This window comes from Nonomuraea sp. NPDC050547, from assembly GCF_044457345.1.
Taxonomy (GTDB): domain Bacteria; phylum Actinomycetota; class Actinomycetes; order Streptosporangiales; family Streptosporangiaceae; genus Nonomuraea.
On the sequence record NZ_JBITGW010000022.1, the window covers coordinates 145,736 to 163,855 of the forward strand.

At 69.5% G+C, this 18,120-nt stretch carries 17 protein-coding genes; 8 read left to right on the forward strand and 9 right to left on the reverse strand.

All coding sequences use genetic code 11. The features are described from left to right. Positions 1 to 14: 14 nt before the first annotated feature. Genes ACIBHY_RS43860 through ACIBHY_RS43875 form a run of 4 tightly spaced genes read right to left on the reverse strand, consistent with a single transcriptional unit; the run spans position 15 to position 3,929 of the window. Complete coding sequence (locus ACIBHY_RS43860; protein WP_397255051.1) at positions 15 to 833, reverse strand: citrate/2-methylcitrate synthase; 819 nt, start codon at positions 831 to 833, stop codon at positions 15 to 17. Further along, positions 830 to 1,621 (reverse strand): CoA-transferase subunit beta, encoded by a 792-nt coding sequence (locus ACIBHY_RS43865; protein ID WP_397309828.1) that lies wholly within the window; start codon positions 1,619 to 1,621, stop codon positions 830 to 832. The genes ACIBHY_RS43860 and ACIBHY_RS43865 overlap by 4 nt, the downstream gene beginning before the upstream one ends. Continuing rightward, entirely contained in the window at positions 1,618 to 2,514 is an 897-nt protein-coding gene (locus tag ACIBHY_RS43870; RefSeq protein ID WP_397255047.1) for a CoA transferase subunit A, read from the reverse strand. The genes ACIBHY_RS43865 and ACIBHY_RS43870 overlap by 4 nt, the downstream gene beginning before the upstream one ends. Then, the gene (locus ACIBHY_RS43875) at positions 2,499 to 3,929 is read right to left on the reverse strand and encodes an aldehyde dehydrogenase family protein (RefSeq protein ID WP_397309829.1); all 1,431 of its coding nucleotides are present in this window, start codon (positions 3,927 to 3,929) and stop codon (positions 2,499 to 2,501) included. The genes ACIBHY_RS43870 and ACIBHY_RS43875 overlap by 16 nt, the downstream gene beginning before the upstream one ends. A gap of 292 nt (positions 3,930 to 4,221) precedes the next feature. Between ACIBHY_RS43875 and ACIBHY_RS43880 the strand changes: the two genes are divergently transcribed. From ACIBHY_RS43880 to ACIBHY_RS43895, 4 genes are read left to right on the forward strand one after another with little or no spacing between them, the layout of a single operon-like run. Then, complete coding sequence (locus tag ACIBHY_RS43880) at positions 4,222 to 5,298, forward strand: extracellular solute-binding protein (RefSeq protein WP_397255043.1); 1,077 nt, start codon at positions 4,222 to 4,224, stop codon at positions 5,296 to 5,298. Continuing rightward, complete coding sequence (locus ACIBHY_RS43885; protein WP_397309830.1) at positions 5,295 to 6,188, forward strand: ABC transporter permease; 894 nt, start codon at positions 5,295 to 5,297, stop codon at positions 6,186 to 6,188. Before ACIBHY_RS43880 ends, ACIBHY_RS43885 begins: the two co-directional genes overlap by 4 nt. Continuing rightward, positions 6,185 to 6,994, forward strand: coding sequence for an ABC transporter permease (locus ACIBHY_RS43890; RefSeq protein WP_397255039.1), 810 nt, complete (start codon positions 6,185 to 6,187; stop codon positions 6,992 to 6,994). Before ACIBHY_RS43885 ends, ACIBHY_RS43890 begins: the two co-directional genes overlap by 4 nt. Then, positions 6,991 to 8,028, forward strand: coding sequence for an ABC transporter ATP-binding protein (locus tag ACIBHY_RS43895; RefSeq protein WP_397309831.1), 1,038 nt, complete (start codon positions 6,991 to 6,993; stop codon positions 8,026 to 8,028). The genes ACIBHY_RS43890 and ACIBHY_RS43895 overlap by 4 nt, the downstream gene beginning before the upstream one ends. A gap of 107 nt (positions 8,029 to 8,135) precedes the next feature. Here the strand turns inward: ACIBHY_RS43895 and ACIBHY_RS43900 are convergent, their stop codons facing one another. From ACIBHY_RS43900 to ACIBHY_RS43920, 5 genes are all read right to left on the reverse strand, one after another. Next, a complete protein-coding gene (locus ACIBHY_RS43900) occupies positions 8,136 to 8,588 on the reverse strand; it encodes a hypothetical protein (RefSeq protein ID WP_397309832.1) in 453 nt (150 codons plus the stop codon). Between the two features lie 27 nt (positions 8,589 to 8,615). After that, complete coding sequence (locus tag ACIBHY_RS43905) at positions 8,616 to 10,265, reverse strand: tetratricopeptide repeat protein (RefSeq protein ID WP_397309833.1); 1,650 nt, start codon at positions 10,263 to 10,265, stop codon at positions 8,616 to 8,618. 260 nt (positions 10,266 to 10,525) lie between these two features. Next, positions 10,526 to 11,815: a DMT family transporter gene (locus ACIBHY_RS43910; protein ID WP_397255031.1), complete on the reverse strand. Its 1,290-nt coding sequence runs from the start codon at positions 11,813 to 11,815 to the stop codon at positions 10,526 to 10,528. Between the two features lie 233 nt (positions 11,816 to 12,048). After that, on the reverse strand, positions 12,049 to 12,537 hold the full coding sequence (locus ACIBHY_RS43915) for a GNAT family N-acetyltransferase (RefSeq protein WP_397255029.1): 489 nt from the start codon (positions 12,535 to 12,537) through the stop codon (positions 12,049 to 12,051). Then, the gene (locus tag ACIBHY_RS43920; RefSeq protein ID WP_397255027.1) at positions 12,534 to 14,087 is read right to left on the reverse strand and encodes an XRE family transcriptional regulator; all 1,554 of its coding nucleotides are present in this window, start codon (positions 14,085 to 14,087) and stop codon (positions 12,534 to 12,536) included. Before ACIBHY_RS43920 ends, ACIBHY_RS43915 begins: the two co-directional genes overlap by 4 nt. A gap of 297 nt (positions 14,088 to 14,384) precedes the next feature. Between ACIBHY_RS43920 and ACIBHY_RS43925 the strand changes: the two genes are divergently transcribed. The 4 genes from ACIBHY_RS43925 (at position 14,385) to ACIBHY_RS43940 (ending at position 17,982) form a co-directional block, all read left to right on the forward strand. Next, entirely contained in the window at positions 14,385 to 14,639 is a 255-nt protein-coding gene (locus ACIBHY_RS43925) for a hypothetical protein (protein WP_397255026.1), read from the forward strand. A gap of 466 nt (positions 14,640 to 15,105) precedes the next feature. Next, complete coding sequence (locus tag ACIBHY_RS43930) at positions 15,106 to 16,050, forward strand: mechanosensitive ion channel family protein (RefSeq protein ID WP_397255024.1); 945 nt, start codon at positions 15,106 to 15,108, stop codon at positions 16,048 to 16,050. A gap of 16 nt (positions 16,051 to 16,066) precedes the next feature. Then, the gene (locus tag ACIBHY_RS43935) at positions 16,067 to 16,447 is read left to right on the forward strand and encodes a globin (RefSeq protein WP_397255022.1); all 381 of its coding nucleotides are present in this window, start codon (positions 16,067 to 16,069) and stop codon (positions 16,445 to 16,447) included. Positions 16,448 to 16,464: 17 nt separating this feature from the next. Continuing rightward, positions 16,465 to 17,982: an alpha-amylase family glycosyl hydrolase gene (locus ACIBHY_RS43940; protein WP_397255020.1), complete on the forward strand. Its 1,518-nt coding sequence runs from the start codon at positions 16,465 to 16,467 to the stop codon at positions 17,980 to 17,982. Positions 17,983 to 18,120 lie beyond the last annotated feature (138 nt).

The following is an 18,120-nucleotide window of genomic DNA, read 5'->3' on the forward strand; positions in this document are numbered from 1 at the left end:
GGCGTCACCGCTGGTTAGCCGAGCGTGCGGTCGGCCGGACCGTCGTAGTTGTCCGGACCCTGCATCGACAGGTCCAGCGGCTGGACCATGTGCGAGTTCGACGAGGCGCGCCAGCCCTTCTCCCTGGTCATCTCCTCGATCGAGTGCGCGCACAGCGACAGCGACCTGCACACGATGAACAACGCCTTGAGCTGCGGCGGCTCGTAGCCCATGTCGAGGCCGATGCAGCCCATGGCGCCGGGGCCGTTGATCCAGATCCGGCGGCCGAAGACGGCCTCGGTGGCGTCCTCCATCGCGCGGGCGATCGTGACGTACCGGCCGGTGACGCCGAGTTTGTCCGACAGCTCCATCAGGCGGACCGTACGCGGGTCGCGGATGTGCTGGGCGTGGTGGAAGCCGGGCATGCGCTCCTTGATCGCGCGCATCTCGGCGACGACCTTCGCGGCGGCCTCGGTGTCGGCGATGCCCTCCGCCTCGGCCCGCGCGGCGACCTTCAGGAACAGCTCGGCCGGGCGGTCGGCGGTGCCGTGCAGGCGGCCGATGCCGGCGACGCCGGCGGCCACGGCGGAGTTGAGCTCGGCGCCGCCGCTGGTGGCGAAGCGGACCGTGGCCGAAGAGGGGGACATGGCGTGCTCGGCCATGTTCACCATGATCGCGTCGGTCATCCTGCCGACCTCGGGCGTGGGCAGCTCGCCCTTCAGCACCAGGTGGAAGTGCTCGGCGAAGGAGATGTTGCCGGTCAGCTCGTTGACGTCGTAGCCGCGTACGACGATGCGGTCCTTGTTCTTCCACGCGATCGCCGTTTCCCAGGCGAAAGGCTTCTTGTCGGTCAACGGGGTTTCCTCTCTGGGAAGTACACACATGCCGGGTCGATCTCCTCGCGCAGGAGGCGGATCTCCTCGGGGTCCGGCGGGACCACAAGGTCCAGCGACTCACGAAATTTCGGGACAAACCCGGTGTGCTCGCGTACGGCGTCCGCCGTCGCGCCCGGCATCAGCGCCGTGACGGTGAGGGCCGAGTCCTCGGCCTCCATCACGCACAGGTCGGTGACGACCTTGACGCGCAGGGGGCCGAGTCCGGCTTTGGCGCGTTCCCCCGGCCCGCCCAGGAACCCCGGGCTGGTGATGTAGTCACACCGAGCCGGGAACCGCCGCCTTTCATGATTTGTCAGGATGACGACCTGCGAGCAATGGCTGGCGATGTCGTTCGCCCCACCGCTGCCCGGCAGCCGCACCTGCGAGCCGTCCGGCCTGGCGACCCAGGTGGAGTTGATGTTCGCGTACTCGTCCACCTGCGCGCCGCCCAGGAACCCGGTCCTGACCAGCCCCCGCTGGACGAGCCCGCCGAGGGCCTCGAACAGCGAGCCGTGCCGGGCGGCGCCGCGCATCAGCCTCGGGTCCACGACCGAGACCGGGGTGGGCACCACCTTGGGAAACACCACCCCCGACTCGATGACCAGCTTGGCCTCGGGGGCGTGCGTCTTCTGCGCCAGGGTGGCGGCCAGCAGCGGCAGCCCGGTGCCCACGATGACCAGGTCGCCGTCGCGGATCTGCCGGGCGCCCTCGACCACGAGCAGTTCGCGCGGCAGCGCCTCGCCGCCTCCCCTGGTCACGTCGCTCACACCAGTCTCCGCATCTGCTCCACGAGGCCGTCGCGCAGGGCGCCGGACGCGTCGCGGGTCTTGAGGTAGTCGTCGAAACCGCCGCCGAGGTTGGCCGCGATCCAGGCGCGCAACTCCCCGTCCCCGGTACGGCCCAGCGCCTGGTACTCCTTGATCTCCGCCTCGGCGAAGTCGTAGGCCCGGTACACGGAGGTCGGGAAGGCGCCGAAGGGCTGCTCGACGACGGCGGTGACGTACGCCTCGGGGATGGTCACCTGCTCGGGCCGGTCGGCGAAGGCGCCGGCGGGCAGCACCTGCTCGGCCGAGACGATGGTGACGCGCGCCGCCCGGACCATGTCCACTTCATGCGACGTAACCCCCTCGATCACGATATTTCCGGAAGTGTCGGCGCGATTCGCGTGAATCACCGCCACGTCCGGTGTCAACGCCTTCAGCAGCACCACGGGCTTGTTCGTCCACGGATCCACCGACTCGACGGCCACCCCGGAGGTCACCAGGTCCTCCAGCAGATCCGTCCCGAGCAGGCTGCGCGTCGGCAGGAACGGCAGCCCGAGCGCCCCCGCCGCGAACCGCGTGGCCATGGCCAGGTGGGAGTGGTCGCCCACCGACACCTCGCCCCGCTCCACCGCCCGCCGCCAGGCGAACAGCGTGCCGTACCGCTCAAGGTTGCCCGTGCCCTGCTCGGTACGGGCGACCAGCCCGGAGGCGACCAGCATGTCCAGCGGCAGCGACAGGTTGCAGCCCACCACGGTGAGCCCGCCGATCCCCTGCCTGATCACCTCGTGGACCAGCGCCATCGGGCAACGGTTGATGTTCTGCCCACCCATCCCGACGACCGCGCCGGGTTCGACGAACCGGGACACGGCCTCGGTGGCGGTCAGTAACTTACGCACGCCGACCGCCACTCGGTGTAGAAGTCCCAGACCTGCGGCGAACACTCGGGCGGGCCGAACTGCGACAACTTGGCGCCCATGTGCGGCAGGTGCGCGTACGCGCCCACACCCGGCCGGTTGACGTGCAGCATCCCGGCCTCGAAGCGTTCCAGCGCCTCGAAGATGAGGGCCGGGTCCTGGGTGAAGATGGTGCCGCTCATGCCGTACTTGACGGAGTTGGAGATGCGCATGGCGTCGTCGAACCCGTCGCAGTCGACCACGGAGAGCACCGGCCCGAAGATCTCCTCCTGGGCGATCTCGCTGTCCCACGGCACGTCGCGCAGCACGGTCGGCTCGACGTAGAAGCCGTCGCCGGGAGCGCGGCCGCCGCCCGCCACGACCTTCGCGCCGGTCTCCTGGGCCGTTCTGATCGCGTCCAGGCAGGCCTGCATGCGCGCCTCGTTGATCACCGGGCCGATGTCGGCGCCGACCTTGATCTGGGCGACCTCGGCGACCAGCCTGTCCAGGAACCGCTCCTTGACGGCCTTGTCCACGATGACCCGTGAGGTGGCGCTGCACCGCTGCCCGGACTGGCCGAAGGCGCCGAACGCCGTGGCCTTCACCGCCTTGTCGAGGTCCGCGTCGGCCAGCACCAGCACGGCGTTCTTGCCCCCGAGTTCCAGTTGCGTGCGCAGCAGGCGAGGCGCGCCGGCGGTGTGGATGGCCAGGCCCACCGGCAGCGATCCGGTGAAGCTGATGCCGGCCACCCTCGGGTGGGAGACCAGCGCCTCGCCCGCGGCGATGTCGCCCTGCACGAGGTTGAGCACCCCGGCGGGCACGCCCGCGTCCACGAACGCCTCGACCAGCAGCGCCGCGGTCAGCGGCGTGAACGGCGACGGCTTGAGCACCGCCCCGCACCCGGCCAGCAGCGCGGGCGCGACCTTCCACATCGGGATGGCCAGCGGGAAGTTCCACGGCGTGACCAGCCCGACGACGCCGATGGGCGCGCGGAAGGTGTAGGCGAACGTCCGCGGCTCCTCCGCCGGCAGCGTCTCGCCCTTGAGCCGCCGCCCCTCCCCCGCGGTGAAGTCGAGGATGGCGAGGGCCCGCTTCACCTCGCCGCGGGCCTCCTTGAGCAGCTTGCCCTGCTCACGGGTGATCGCCTGGGCGAAGTCCTCGGCCCGTTCCTCGATGAGGCGCTCGGCTGCCCGCAGGTACTCGGCCCGCTTGATCGGCCCGAGCGCCTTCCACGCCGGCATGGCCGCGGCGGCCGCCTCGACGGCCAGTTCGACGTCGGCGCCGCCGGACTCGGCGAAGTCCCCGATGTGGTCGGAGACGTCGCCCGGGTTGATGTTCGGCCGGGTCTGCCCGCTCTCGGGGGCACGCCATTCGCCTCCGATGTGGTTGAGCAGGTAGCGACTCGGGATCGTCGCCATCGAGTTCCTTTCCTCTCATGGTCTAGTACGGCAAAGCCTCATTGCCAGGGATGTTCCGGACAAGGGGGATAAGCCTGATGCCCCCGATAGACAGCGGCTATACGCCTCTGCCTATGGCCGCCATAGGCAATTCACACATTGGCCGGGCCGTACACCTGGACTAGACATGCCGAAAGCCACCCCTCTCGATGGCAAGGCGCGAGTTCACCCCGAATTCACCTCCTTGAAGCCCGAGGGATATCCGACATAAGCCAGCATTCGGTGCGAAATCCCTCAGAAGGGTAGATAAAGGATGAAACTTCGTATCGGGGTTGCTCTCGCATCCCTGTTCGCGCTGACGGCCTGTGGCGGAGCGGGCGCGAGTGACTACGACTGGGCCGCCGCACCGGACGCAGCGAAGATCGCCGAGCAGGGCAAGGACCTGCCCACGTACGGCCTGGCCCCCGACTGGGCCAACTACGGCGAGGTGGTGAAGGCGTTCTGCGCCAAGCACAACGGCACCTGCGCCCACAAGGACACCGACATGTCCTCCTCGGAGGAGATCGTCCGCATCGACGCGGAGAAGGCCAACCCCATCGCCACGGCCAGCGACATCGGCCTGATGTGGGGCCCGGTCGCCGAGGCCAAGGGCGTGGTGCCCGTCTACCAGCCGCCGTCGGCGGCCAAGCTCAAGGACTGGCAGAAGGGCAAGGGCGGCTGGGTCGCCACCTTCGTCGGCGCGCCCGCCTTCGTGGTCAACACCGACAAGGTCAAGAACCCGCCCAAGAGCTGGGCCGACCTGCTCAAGCCCGAGTACAAGGGCATGATCTCCACCAAGAACCCGGCCTCGTCCGGCACCGGCCAGGCCATGGTCGTGGCCGCCGCCGTCGCCAACGGCGGCTCGGCCGAGAACCTGGCCCCCGCCTACGGCTACTTCAAGAAGCTCAAGGACGCCGGCAACCTCAGCGACGTCAAGATGAGCGAGGAGACGCTGGAGAAGGGCGAGGCCCCCATCCAGATCAACTACGACTTCAACGGCATCGCGCAGAAGGCCGCGCTGAAGGAGAAGAACGTCAACGTCGAGGTGATCATCCCGGCCGACGGCTCCGTCTGGTCGCCCTCCGGCCTGATCATCAACAGGTACAACACCCAGAAGGGCGACTTCCTCAAGGGCTTCCTCGAGTACGTGCTGTCCGACGAGGCCCAGCTCCTGTTCGCCAAGTTCGGCGCCCGCCCCATCCGCGCCCTGAACGGCGACCTCCGGGTCCCGGCCGAGGCGAAGGCCAACTGGCTGCCGGAAAGCGCGTACGCCCCCGTGAAGGAGATCGAGATCACCAAGGTCAACGTCGAGACGATCGTCGCCGACTGGGAGGCCAAGGTTCTCGCGTGACCTCCCACGTAGAGGGACGACCGGCGATCCTCACGCGCCGGTCGTCCCCCCGCAGATTCCTCACCAAGTGGGGGCCCGCGCTGCCCCTGCTGCTGTTCACGGCGGCCACGCTGGTGCTGCCCGCGATCATGCTGGTGTACGAGAGCTTCGCGCTGCCGCACGGCGGTCTCGGCTTCGAGCACATCACCAAGGTCGCGAGCAACCCCGTGGACCGCCAGGCCATCGGCGGCTCGCTGGCGCTCGGCGTCGCGCAGGCCACGCTGGCCACCGCGATCGGCGCCCCCGCGGCCTGGCTGATCACCCGGATGCGGCTGGGCGGGCGTGCCTTCTGGCTCTCGCTCATGAACGTGGCGTCGAACTTCGCCGGCATCGGCCTGGCCTTCGGCTTCGTCGCGCTGATCGGCTCCACCGGCATGCTGACGCTCATCCTGAAGGCGCTGCTCGGCATCGAGGGCAACCCGTTCCCCTCGACCGGCTCCTTCAACGGCATGAACCTGGTCTACCTGTACTTCAACGTGCCGATGTTCGTCCTGCTCACGCTGCCCGCGCTGAGCGTGCTCAAGGACGACTGGCAGGAGGCGGCCGAGGTCTGCAAGGCGACCCGCTGGCAGTTCTGGCGGTATGTCGGCGTCCCGGTGCTGGCGCCGTTCGTGGCCGCCGGCTGGCTGCTCGTCTTCACCTGGACGATCGGGGTCTACGCCGTCGCGTACGCGGTGGCCGCCTCGCCGGGCTCGCAGAAACTCATCACCCTGCAGATCGGCACCACGCTGGAGACCTCGGTCTTCGGCCTCGGCCGCGCCGCCGTCCTGTCGGTGCTGCTCATGATCCTGGCCATCGGAGCCACCGTGCTCTACCGGCTCTGCCTCAAGCGCGCCGCGAGGTGGTTGTGACCAGACGTGTCCTCCTCGGCCTGCTGGCCGTCTACTTCGGCCTGCCGCTGCTGGCCGCGCTGCTCTACTCGGTGGCCACGCGGTGGACCGACACCCCGCTGCCCGACGGCTACACGCTGAGCCACTGGATCAACGTCTTCGCCAAGCCGGACGTGGTCGGCGCGCTCGGGCGTTCGCTGCTGCTGTCGGCCGTGGTGGTCGCCATCGAGATCGTGCTGGTCGTGCCCGCCGCGTACTGGTCGGTGGTGCACAATCCGCGCATCGGCTCGATGATCCAGACGATCGCCGTCATCCCGTTCGCGATCCCGTGGGTGGTCGTGGGGGCGGGGATCCAGCTCGTCACCAAGTCGGTGGCGCCGCAGTTGTTCGGCACGTTCTGGCTGCTGGCGGCCTCGACCGCGGCGATCGCCTTCCCGTTCATGTACCGGGCGGTGGAGAGCTCGCTGCTGGCGGCGGGAGCCGTACAGCTGAGCGAGGCCGCGGCGACGTGCGGGGCCGGCCCGATGCGGACGCTGGTCAAGGTCATCGTGCCGGCCATCCGCGGCGGCGTCGTCTCCGGCGCGCTGCTGGTCATCGCGACCGCCATGAACGAGTTCGCGCTGGCCAAGATCCTCACCGGCGTCAGCTTCGAGACGCTTCCGCTGTGGTCGGCCCGCCAGTTCGTCTCCCGTACGCTCGGCGACCCCAACGCGCTCGCCGTCGTCACCATCTTCACCTTCGGCCTGCTGTTCGCGCTGTCCGCCCTGGTCGTCTGGCTCGGCCGCGGCCGGGTGAGCGCGAGCATGGGAGGGAACACCATCTCATGAGCCATGTCGTACTCGACCGCATCACCAAGCGCTTTTCCGGCCACACCGCGCTCAACGGCGTCAGCGTCCACGTGGAACAGGGCGAGATGCTGGCGCTGCTCGGACCCTCCGGCTGCGGCAAGACCACGCTGCTGCGCTGCATCGCCGGCCTGACCGCCTTCGACAGCGGCCGGCTGACCATCGGCGGGGCCGACATGTCCGGTGTGCCGGTCAGGAAGCGGCCGATCGGGATGGTCTTCCAGTCCTACGCGCTCTTCCCCAACCTCACCGTCCGCGGCAACGTCGCCTTCCCGCTCACCGTGCGCAAGGAGGACCGCGGGCGCACGCGGGAGCGCGTGGACGAGATGCTCGCCCTCGTCGGCCTCGACCAGCTGGGCGACCGGCTGCCGAACCAGCTGTCCGGCGGCCAGCAGCAGCGCGTCGCGCTGGCCCGCGCCCTGTCGCCCGGCCCCGAGGTGCTGCTGCTCGACGAGCCGCTGTCCGCCCTCGACGCCCAGGTACGCACCCGGCTGCGCGACGAGGTCCGCCGCATCCAGCACCAGGTCGGCATCACCACCGTCTTCGTCACCCACGACCAGGCCGAGGCGCTGGCCATCTCCGACCGCGTCGCGGTCATGAACGCCGGCGACATCGAGCAGTGCGGCCCGCCCGCCGAGATCTACACCGCGCCCTCGACCCGCTTCGCCGCCGGCTTCGTCGGCAACCGCAACACGCTCGAACTGTCCGCGGTCGACGGCAGGGTGCGCGCGGGCGGGGCGTTCGACGTGCCCGCACCGTCGGAGCGGGTCCTCGCCATGTTCCGCCCCGAGGACGTCGAGCTCTCCCGCGAAGGCGAAGGCGAGGGCGCCCGCGCCACCGTGGACGTCACCGTCTTCCTCGGCGCCACCACCCGCGTCTACACGCAGGTCCAGGTCAACGGCCACCCCGCCACGGTCTTCGCCGACATCTCCTCGCGCGCGGCATCCGGCCTCACACCGGGCGACGAGGTCCGCGTGCGCGTCGCCGACGCGCACGTCCAGGTCTTCCCCGCCTGACTTTTCCGGTACGGCCCCGCCGGGCGCTCACCCGATCGCCCGGCACAAGCCCGCCCAGGCGCCCACCCCGACCGTCCAGCGCGAACGCGGCCCGGCGTTCACCCCGGTCAGCCGTTTCCGGTGGCCAGGACCCACGCCAGCGTCAGCGGGACAGCCGACCCCACGACCAGGAGCACCAGCACCCGCAGCCATCCCGGCAGCCCGCGCTCCGTCACCACCGCCGCGGCCGCCCCGCTCAGCCCGAACGCCATCACCGCCGACACGCTGTCCGGCACCGTGTCGGTCCACACCGGCAGCACCCACTGCCCCAGCAGGACCAGCGCGACCAGCACCGCGGCCAGCCACCCGGTCGCCGCCGCCCGTGCCACGTTCACCAGCCGCAGCAGGTACCCGGCGCCGACCAGCACCGCCGCCGAGATCGCCGCCTGGGACCCGAGCAGCGTGGCCAGGCATCCCCAGTCCTCGCAGCCGACGGCCTGGTAGACCAGCTCGACACTGGCCCACCACACCAGCCCCAGCGCGGCGTAGACCGCCGCCGCCCTCGCCCACCGCCCCCGCATGGCCCCATCATGGCCAATCATCGTGATCTACGCGAGGTCGGCGGCCCGCTTCTCGTCCCAGGCGGCCTCCGTGGTCCGGCCCAGCTCGCGCAGCGCGACGGCCCGGTTGGCGTGCACGTCGGCCTGCGGTTCCAGCTCCAGCGCCCGCGTCAGGTCGGCCACCGCGCCCTCCAGATCTCCCGTCTCGTAGCGCAGCACGCCCCGGTTGGCCCAGGCCGCGGCCAGCTCGGGCGCCGCCGCGAGGGCCAGCTCGAACGCCTCGTGCGCGGCGTCGTACCGGCCCGCGGACGTCTCCAGCTGACCGAGCACGGCCAGCAGGTGCGGGTTGCCCGGCGCCAGCAGCAGCCCGGCCGTCACGTCGGTCCTGGCCTCCTCGTCCCGCTCGGCGGCGGCCAGCAGGCCGGCTCGGTTGATGTAGGCGTCGAGGTAGCCGGGATCCAGCACGATCACGTGGCCCAGGTCGGCCAGGGCGCCTTCCTCGTCGCCCTCGGCCAGGCGCAGCTCGGCCCGGTTGTAGTACGCCTCGGGCAGCGGCGGGCCCGCCTCGATCGCCGCTTCGTAGTCGGCCAGCGCCTCGGCATACCGGCCGAGCCGGAAGCGCAGGTTCCCGCGGTCGACGTAGTAGTCGGGGAAGGCCGGGTCCAGCGCGATCGCCGCGTCGTAGTCCTGGAGCGCCTCGCGCGTACGGCCCGCTCCGGCCAGCAGTTGCGCGCGGTTGGCCAGCAACACCATCCGGTGCACCGGGTGCCGCTCCCCCAGTTCCTTGGCCAGCTGAAGCGCCGACTCGACCAGCTCCAGCGCCCGCCCGGCGTTGCCGAGCCGCAGCTCCACCAGGGCCAGGCCGTTGCGGTCGAAGCCGAGCTTGAAGGCGCGCTCGACCGGGTCGGGCAGCAGGGTCGAGATGGCGATCGCCTGGTTGAGCCAGGCGCGGGCCCGGCCCAGGTCGCGTTGCGCGGGATCGGGGTGGCGGGCGTCCAGCATGGCGGTGCCGTACGCGCCGGCGGCGTGGACGGCCGGATCCTGGCTCACGCGCCGCACGTGCTCCCACAGCGCCCGCGCCTCCCGGGCACGGCCGAGCCCGCCGAGCGCGGTCGCGGTGCGCTGGGCGAAGCGCCACCACAGGGTTCCTCCGGCCGGGGCTCGGTCCATGCCGCGCTCGCCCAGTTCGGCCACCGCGTGCAGGAACCCCTCCCGCACGCACCGATCGACGACGCGCCACAGTTCCTCGGCGTCGCGCTCGTCGCCGGGATGGTCGGGACCGTCTTCATAGACGGTGAAGCTCAGCACCTCCGCCGGAACCCTGCGCATCAGCACGGTCAGCAGTTCGGCGTCGGTGGGGTCGGCCCATGCCGCGTTGCTCACCACGACGGCGCCGCCGGGCGCAGCGGCCGCGCGCACGAACTCGGCCAGTCCGTTGGCGATCCTCAGCGTACGGCGGGGCGCGGGGACCAGGATCCGCTCGTCGTCGGGCAGTTCGGCGTCGAGCGTCACCCGGCGGGCCGGCACCCGGTCGCGAAGACCGGGCGCCGCCGCACGGATCTCGATGTCGTGGGCCGCCACGAGACGTTCGGAACGTTCCATGGCGGCCGGCACGAGGTGGTGCAGTAGCGCTGCCCCGACGGTATAGGGACCATGAGGCAGCCGGTGCGCGTCGATCGGCGGCACCAGCAACGCCATGTCGTCCACTCGGGCCGGTGGTGCACCCTGAACCCTGAGATGGGACCTCTTCTCGATCACCCCTGGTGAATGACGCTGGAGGTCCCGGTAAGCTTCGCGGTTCCTGGCTTACGGACGACGATGCGCTTCATGGTGTACCTCTCTAGTACGGGGTAATTCACCATTATTCGGACACTCCACCGAATATCAAGATTTATAAGGAATAAGCCGGAGGCCAATAGGTTAGAACTTGTTGTAGCTTATTGGCCGTTATTTGTTGATTAGTTGGGCCGAAACCAGCTTGCGGCCGTGACCTTCTGCTGTTCGGCTTCCTCGATGAGCGTGCACAGGCAGCGACCCAGCAAGGTCACCGACTGGCAGCACCCCGGTCCCGTGGCCGAGCGCGCCCGGACGATCGCCGTGGCACGCTGGAGCAGGCGGTCGAGACTCGGCTCGCCGCTGCCCTTGACGGCTCGGTTGTTCCATGGGCACGACTCCCGTTCCGCGCAGGCCATCGCCTTGACCGGAACGATCGGCAGCGCCGTACGGACCAACCTGAGTGGATCGTCGCGTTTGACCCGAAGGTCCGCGAGGACCTTCGCCGCGCGGCGCGAGACCCGCAGCAGCCCGGCGTCGGAGCCCGGCGGCGGCTGCTCGGTCTTCTCCGCCTCGCCCGCCATCGGCGGACCGCCGCGGCCGGGCACGACGAGCAGCATCGCCCCCGCCATGAGCCCGCCGCCGATGATCAGGCTCATCCCGACCGGCTCGCTGAACCACAGCACCGCGATCGCCGCCACCCAGAGCGGTTGCGACGACATCAGCACCGCGCTCGGCACCGCCGGCACGTGGATCTGCCCGTAGGAACGTGCCAGGAAGCCCAGCGCGCACGCCACCACGGACAGGTGCGCCAGGATCATCCAGTCGCCCCCGGTGGACGGGACCACGATCCCGTCGCGCGCCGCGAAGGCGCCGGTGAACAGGCCGATCGTGGCCAGCTGGATGACGGTGACGGCATAGGCGTCGTAGCCTTGCCCGGCCCTGGACACCCGCGCCAGCAGCAGCGTGTGCCCCGAGTAGAGCGCCGCCGCCCCGAGCGTGACGGCCAGCGCGACAATGGATAGCTCGTGGTCCTCGGCCCCGCTCAGCAGGGTGAACACCGTCATCCCCGCCATCGCCAGCGCCACTCCCATCCACACCCGCGTCGGGACGCGGACCCGGAAGAGCGCCAGCGCGAGGAGCGGCGTGATGATCACGCTGCACCCCACCGCGAAACCGGACACCGAGGAGGGCAGACTCTCCAGCGCGACCGCCTGGGCCGTCTGCCCCACACCGAACATCACCCCGAGAACGATCGCGTTGGTCCAGGTGGACCGCGAAAGCCCCCGCAGACACCCCGGCCGGAGGAGAACGAGTGTGATCGCCGCGATGGTGTATCGCTCGGCGAGCAGATCCTCCACTGGTAACCGGTGAATGAGGTCCTTCATCAGCGGAAACGCCGACCCCCAAGCGGCGCTGACGAACAACAGAAGCACGGCTCCCAGGAGGGGTCGGGGAGCGGGCACGCCTGCCATGGGAAAAGCATGGCACTACAATCAGCAGCCGCCGGTGTACAGCCCGGAGCTGGTGAGGCTCCTCTACCACTCGGAGTGAAGGGCCTCACTCACGGGTCCGCACACCCCTACCCGGCCCCTTTGACGAATCGTCCATTCCCCACAATTCTCCCGCCCACCTTGGGCATCTCTTCCCACGCGCCCCCGGACGCGGAAAGGGCGCCAGTGGTGACTGGCGCCCGGAGAAGGACGGATCAGCGGTCCGCGACCGCCGCGGAGGTGAGGCGCTTCTCGATGAACACGACGGTCAGCGACCCCACGCGCCGCCGTGAGACCTCCAGCCACCCCAGCGCGAAGTACAGCGCCAAGGCGGCCTTCTGGTTGAGCGTGGTGTCGCCCTGGACGCTGTGGAAGCCGAGCTCCAGTGCCCGCGCCTCCAGAGCCTGCACCATGGCCCGGCCGAACCCGCGCCGCTGGAACTGCGGATGCACCCGCAGGCGGCACATCTCGGCCATGCCGGCGTCGACGGGCTTGACACCGCCCATGGCCACGACCCGGCCGTCGACCTCGCCGACGAGGAACTCGCCGCCGCAGGCCAGGTAGATCTCCTGGATGCGAGGGAAGTCGTCGTCGTAGTAGACGCCGTCGCCCGGTGCCAGGCCCACCTCCGCGAGGCAGATCCGGTGCAGAGCGAGGATCGTGTCAAGGTCAGACCAGCGGTAGCGCCTGATCTTCAGGTTCATGCACCATTGCTCCCTTCCCCGACGGGCGCCTTGAAGAGCTGACTCCGGTAGCCAGGCAGGTCGGGGTGGTTGGGTTCCTTGGCTCTCACAGACTGCTCCAGCTGCAGAGCGGGCCGCATGACGAGTTCGGTGCGGTACTCGTCGCTCAGTTTCGTGAGAGCGGCCGTGCCTATCTTGAGGGCTTCGTCGACGTCGCCCTCGATCAGGCGGCACTGCGCCTGGTCCAGGCGGATGAGCGTCTGGTCGAGGATGTGGTCGGAGTACTTGTCGAGCGCCTGGCCGAGGACGACCTCCGCTTCGAGCGTCTGCCCGAGCTTGGTGAGGACGTCACCCTGATAAAAGTAGAGCTGCTTCTCGGTGTAGCCGAAGGCGACGTCTTCCTGCTCGTGCGCCTTCATGTGGGCGAAGGCCGTCCTGGCCCGCGTCAGCGCGCGCTTGGCCTGGTCGACGATCTCCTTCTTGCTGTCGGTGCCGGAGATCATGGCGAGCGCGCGGGCCTCGACGACCGGCGCCATGGCCTGCGCCGCGCAGGACGTCTGGCCGGCCAGGTCGCGGCTCTTCTTCGCGAGGTTGAGCGCTTCGCGGGCGTCGCCGTAATAGAGGGGTACGAGGGCTTCGCGAGCGGTGACCCACGCGCGCAGGGCCCGGTCGCCCGTCTCGTCGGCCGCGGTACGGCCGGTGCGGAAGAAGGATCGGGCCAGCCGGTGGTCGCCCAGGTTGATCATGATCATGCCGCTCAGCCCGGCGAGCTGGGCGGCCATGCGGCACAGCCGTTCCTGAAGGTCGATCGGCTGCCTGCGCGACATCGCGGTGCGCACCGCGCTCAGCTCCAGCAGCACGTCGCACAGGAGCCGCAGCGGGGCGGTCGTGGTGTACTGCCGGCCGAACGCGAGAGTGGCGTCCTCCCACTGGTCGAGCATGGCGGCGGAGACGGAGGACGAGACCAGCATCTCGTCCATCCGTCTCCTGATGCCCTCGGCGGCGCCGATGACCTGGGCGTCGAGCTTGAGCGACGTGTCGCCGCTGAGCAGCTTTAACAACGTCCTGCGCATGACGTTCTCGTGCTCTTCCCCGGCCTCGTCCGTCGGCTCGGCCGAGGAGGCCGGGACCCAGATGTCGCGCGGGCGGTCGATCTCGATGGTGTCGATCGTCTCGCTGCGGACCACGCCGGGCATCCGGTGCCCGTGTCCGCAGATGCAGGGGCCGTCGTAACCGAGCGACTTGGGCTCGACCCGGTAGACGCTGCACAGGTAGTGGAGGTATTCGGGTCCGGGCCGCTTGAGCCCGCTCTCGTACGCCGACAGCAACGTCTCACCGATGCCCGGCGGCGGCTTCTCATCTCGTTCGAACAGGGCGCGCACCTGCTCGATGACGTCTGCCAGCGCGATGCCGTGGCTCAGGCGATGACCTTTGATCTTGGTCGTCCCGAACTGTGGCTCACAGGCTTCGTGGATCTCCTCAGCGATCTGGGCAGCGGTCCGGCCGGCGGCGAGGCCCTTGGCCCGGATCCGCCGTGCCATTTCCGTTTCCCTGTGCTGTCTGCCGGACATCCCGGCCCCTCTCACACACGTCCCGACGGGTCCGCTACCGCTGACGCAGCGTAATCCGAAGATAGCACTGCGCCTACCAAGAACTATGGCCCATTAATGACAGGTTGAAAACGTCCTCTTGAAGCTTACGGTTAAGGATCGTCCCCCCGCGGACTGTTTCTTACAACCCACTAGGGAGAAGGTCGCTCCCTGTGCACGGGGGGGCCTCGTTGCGTCACCGGCCGACTTGAGTCATCTTTTGCTCACCAGCAACGATTCAAGGGAGGCATCGAGGTGGGAGGCGACAACGTCGGACACTTGGAGAGGCTCGCGGCGGAACTCTGCAGCCATGGGCTGCTCGCCAGAGTAGTGCGGACGCAGTCCGGCCGGCTCTTCGTACGGGTCATCAATCCAGCGGCCACCAGCCTGTCCGAAAACGTCACCTGCCGGCCGAACGCCGACGTCCCCGACTGGTGGTACTGCTGGTCATGGGGCGAACGGATGCACACGGCCGACGATCCGGCCGGTGCAGCGACCAAGGTCGCACGCGTGCTCGCCGCGGTGGGGGAGTGACCATGCGGTGATCCGGGTGGAGCGCAGCCACCTCGGCTCACCGCGCCCAGCGCGGCCTCTCGGAGCCGGCGGGGTGCCCGGTGCGGAGGGTTTCCGTTTGCGGAATCCTTGGGCATCTCGCCGGTTCCGGCCCTTTCTCAGCTCGTAACGCTTGGACCGCCTTCCGGGTCGAACCGGAGGGTGCATCGGGGGATCCCTCCCGGAGAACGGCACGGGACATGCTTCCGGGTGTGTGTCCCGTCCGAGCTGTCCGTCACCGGAGCGCCAAGCCCGCCCTCCGCGGCCCCGGGCCCTGGCGACCCCGTCTTCCCCGGCGTGATGTGACGGCGGCCGGTTCGGTCGGCGGTATCTTTTGAGGCGATTTGCTCATTAGTGACCGTCGACCGAACCGCATCCGGAGGGGATCCACCTCGTGCTCGTCACGCCACAGCCATCACCGTCGCCGTCGCCGTCGTCCTCCACCGGCTTGAGTGACACGATCGACAAGTTCGGCACGGGCATGGCCGACCTCTGCAGCAAGGACACGGTGTTCTGCAGTGGCCTCGCGCAACTGATGGGCAACAGCGGCTGGGCGCCCGTCGTGGCCACCACGATCACGATCATCCTCATCCTGGTCATCGCCATCGTCATCAGGAACGTGGCGCACCGCCTCATCGGCCGGGTCGTCAACCGGGCGTCGAACACCACCCCGATCGCCGGCCGTTTCCGCAAGAACGGCGCCGCCACCGACGGCATCGACGCCCTCCTCAGCGAGCGCCGCAAGCAGCGCGCCGAGACCATGGGCTCGGTGCTCAAGCACATCGCCTCGATCGTCATCATCGGCACCGCCGTGCTGACCGTCCTGGACCGGCTGACCATCCCCATCGCCCCGCTGCTCACCAGCGTCGGCATCCTCGGCGTGGCGATCGGCTTCGGCGCGCAGGAACTCGTCAAGGACTTCATCGCGGGCATGTTCATGCTGCTGGAGGACCAGTACGGCGTCGGCGACGTCGTGGACGTGGGCGCCGCCGTGGGCACGGTGGAGGCGGTCACGCTCCGGGTGACGCGGCTGCGCGATGCCGACGGCCGGGTCTGGTACGTGCGCAACGGCACCATCGCCCGCGTCGGCAACGAGTCGCAGGGCTGGTCGCGCGCCTACATGGACGTCCCGGTGGCCTACGACTCCGACGTGGCCGCCGTACGCGAACTGCTGCAGCGGGTCACCGCGGAGCTGTGGGAGGACCCCGAGTACCGCGAGTCGGTGATCGTGGAGGAGCCGAGCGTCTTCGGCGTGGAGCAGCTGTCGGACAGCTCGCTGGTCTTCCGGGTCTCGGCCAAGACGCTGCCGGCCCGCCAGGCCGAGGTGGCCCGCGAGCTGAGGCTCCGGGTCAAGGCCGCCCTGGACGCGGCGGGAATAGCCATCGCTCCCTAACACTTAGGCTTATACCGTGACTGAGATTTCCTTCTACGACGCCGTCGGAGGCGAGGAGACGTTCCGGCGCCTCGTGCACCGCTTCTACGAGGGCGTCAAGGAGGACCCCTTGCTGCGGCCCATGTACCCGGAGGAGGATCTCACCGGCGCCGAGGACCGGCTGCGCGGGTTCCTGATCCAGTACTGGGGCGGGCCGACGACCTACAGCCAGGAGCGCGGCCATCCGCGGCTGCGCATGCGCCACGCGCCGTTCCAGGTCGACGAGGCCGCGCGGGAAGCCTGGCTGCGGCACATGCGCGACGCGGTCGAGGATCTGGAGCTGGCCGAGGACCTGGAGAAGCGGCTCTGGGACTATCTGGTGTACGCGGCGCACAGCATGGTGAACACTCCGACATAGCGGGCATGACACGCCACATGGATATCCCCTGGTGGCGTGATGCCATCGTCTACGAGATCTACGTCCGCAGCTTCTCCGACGCCTCCGGTGACGGTGTCGGCGACCTCCCCGGGATCCGGGAGCGCCTGCCGTACCTCAGAGACCTGGGTGTGGACGCGATCTGGCTGACGCCGTTCTACACCTCGCCGATGGCCGACGGCGGGTACGACGTGGCCGACTACCGTGACGTCGATCCGCTGTTCGGGACGCTGGGCGACTTCGAGTCGCTGGTCTCCGACGCGCACGAGCTCGGGCTGAGGGTGGTCGTGGACATCGTGCCGAACCACAGCTCCGACCGGCATCCGTGGTTCCAGGAGGCGCTGCGGGGCGAGCGGCGCGAGCGCTACCTGTTCCGGGAGGGCGGGGCGCTGCCGCCGAACAACTGGCAGTCGACGTTCAGCGGGCCCGCGTGGACGCGGGCGGCGGACGGGCAGTGGTATCTGCATCTGTTCGCGCCGGGCCAGCCGGACTTCAACTGGCGCGATCCCGAGGTGCACGCGGAGTTCCTGGACGTCCTGCGGTTCTGGCTGGATCGCGGCGTGGACGGCTTCCGCATCGACGTGGCCATGGGCCTGTACAAGGCCGAGGGGCTGCCCGACGTCGAGGACCAGTCGTTCACGTCGGTCTCGCCGGTGTGGGGGCAGCCGGAGGTGCACGAGGTGTACCGGCAGTGGCGCAAGGTCCTGGACTCCTACCCCGGCGAGCGGATGGCCGTCGGCGAGGTCTGGACGGACAAGGCGGAGGATCTGGCCCAGTACGTGCGCCCCGACGAGTTGCACCAGAGCTTCAACTTCGCGTGGCTGCAGGCGCCGTGGTCGCCGACGGCGTTCAAGAAGGTGATCGACGAGACGATGGCGACGGTCCCGTTCGCGACCTGGGTGCTGTCCAACCACGACGTCGTACGGCACCGCACCCGCTACGACACCGAAGACCCGGGCACCGGCCTCAAGCGGGCAAAAGCCGCATTGCTCACCATGCTTGCCCTGCCCGGTAGTGCATACCTCTACCAGGGGGAGGAACTAGGCCTCCCCGAGGTGAAGAATCTTCCCCCGGAAGCCCGCCAGGACCCGGTCTTCCTCCAGTCCGAGGGCAAGCTCCCCGGCCGCGACGGCTGCCGCGTGCCGATTCCCTGGACCGCCGGAGGCGCCTCGTTCGGCTTCTCCCCCGGCGACGTCAAACCCTGGCTCCCCCAGCCGGAGGCCTTCGGCGAACTGAGCGCGGAAGCCCAGACCGGGCAGACCACCTCGACCCTCGAGTTCTACCGCCAAGCCCTGACCACCCGCCGTGAACTTGTACATTCCCTGCCATACACCGTGGAGTGGCTGGATTCCCCCGAGGGCGCGCTTTTCTTTACCCGTGGCCCGCTGACCTGCGTGCTCAACTGCGGCCTGGAACCCGTGCGGCTTCCGCCGTACGACAGCGTGCTTCTGTCGAGCGGCCCGCTCGACGGCGGCCTGCTCCCGCCCGACACGGCGGCCTGGCTCCAGCGCCCCTAGCGCTGTGACCGCGTAGGTTGGGATCCGGCCCACCGCAGGCTTCTGCTGTGCCTCACCCCGACCTACGCGCTACCTGTGCCGGCGGTGGCGGGCGCCCCCTCAACACCGCAGTCCAGGAGTGCCGAAAGGGACAAGTTC

Coding starts and splice junctions, on each gene's coding strand:
- ACIBHY_RS43915 (WP_397255029.1), bottom strand. CDS start 12,537: ATGAACCTGAAGATCAGGCGCTACCGCTGGTCTGACCTTGACACGATC.
- ACIBHY_RS43905 (WP_397309833.1), bottom strand. CDS start 10,265: ATGGCGTTGCTGGTGCCGCCGATCGACGCGCACCGGCTGCCTCATGGT.
- ACIBHY_RS43900 (WP_397309832.1), bottom strand. CDS start 8,588: ATGCGGGGGCGGTGGGCGAGGGCGGCGGCGGTCTACGCCGCGCTGGGG.
- ACIBHY_RS43880 (WP_397255043.1), top strand. CDS start 4,222: ATGAAACTTCGTATCGGGGTTGCTCTCGCATCCCTGTTCGCGCTGACG.
- ACIBHY_RS43895 (WP_397309831.1), top strand. CDS start 6,991: ATGAGCCATGTCGTACTCGACCGCATCACCAAGCGCTTTTCCGGCCAC.
- ACIBHY_RS43940 (WP_397255020.1), top strand. CDS start 16,465: ATGGATATCCCCTGGTGGCGTGATGCCATCGTCTACGAGATCTACGTC.
- ACIBHY_RS43920 (WP_397255027.1), bottom strand. CDS start 14,087: ATGTCCGGCAGACAGCACAGGGAAACGGAAATGGCACGGCGGATCCGG.
- ACIBHY_RS43875 (WP_397309829.1), bottom strand. CDS start 3,929: ATGGCGACGATCCCGAGTCGCTACCTGCTCAACCACATCGGAGGCGAA.
- ACIBHY_RS43910 (WP_397255031.1), bottom strand. CDS start 11,815: ATGGCAGGCGTGCCCGCTCCCCGACCCCTCCTGGGAGCCGTGCTTCTG.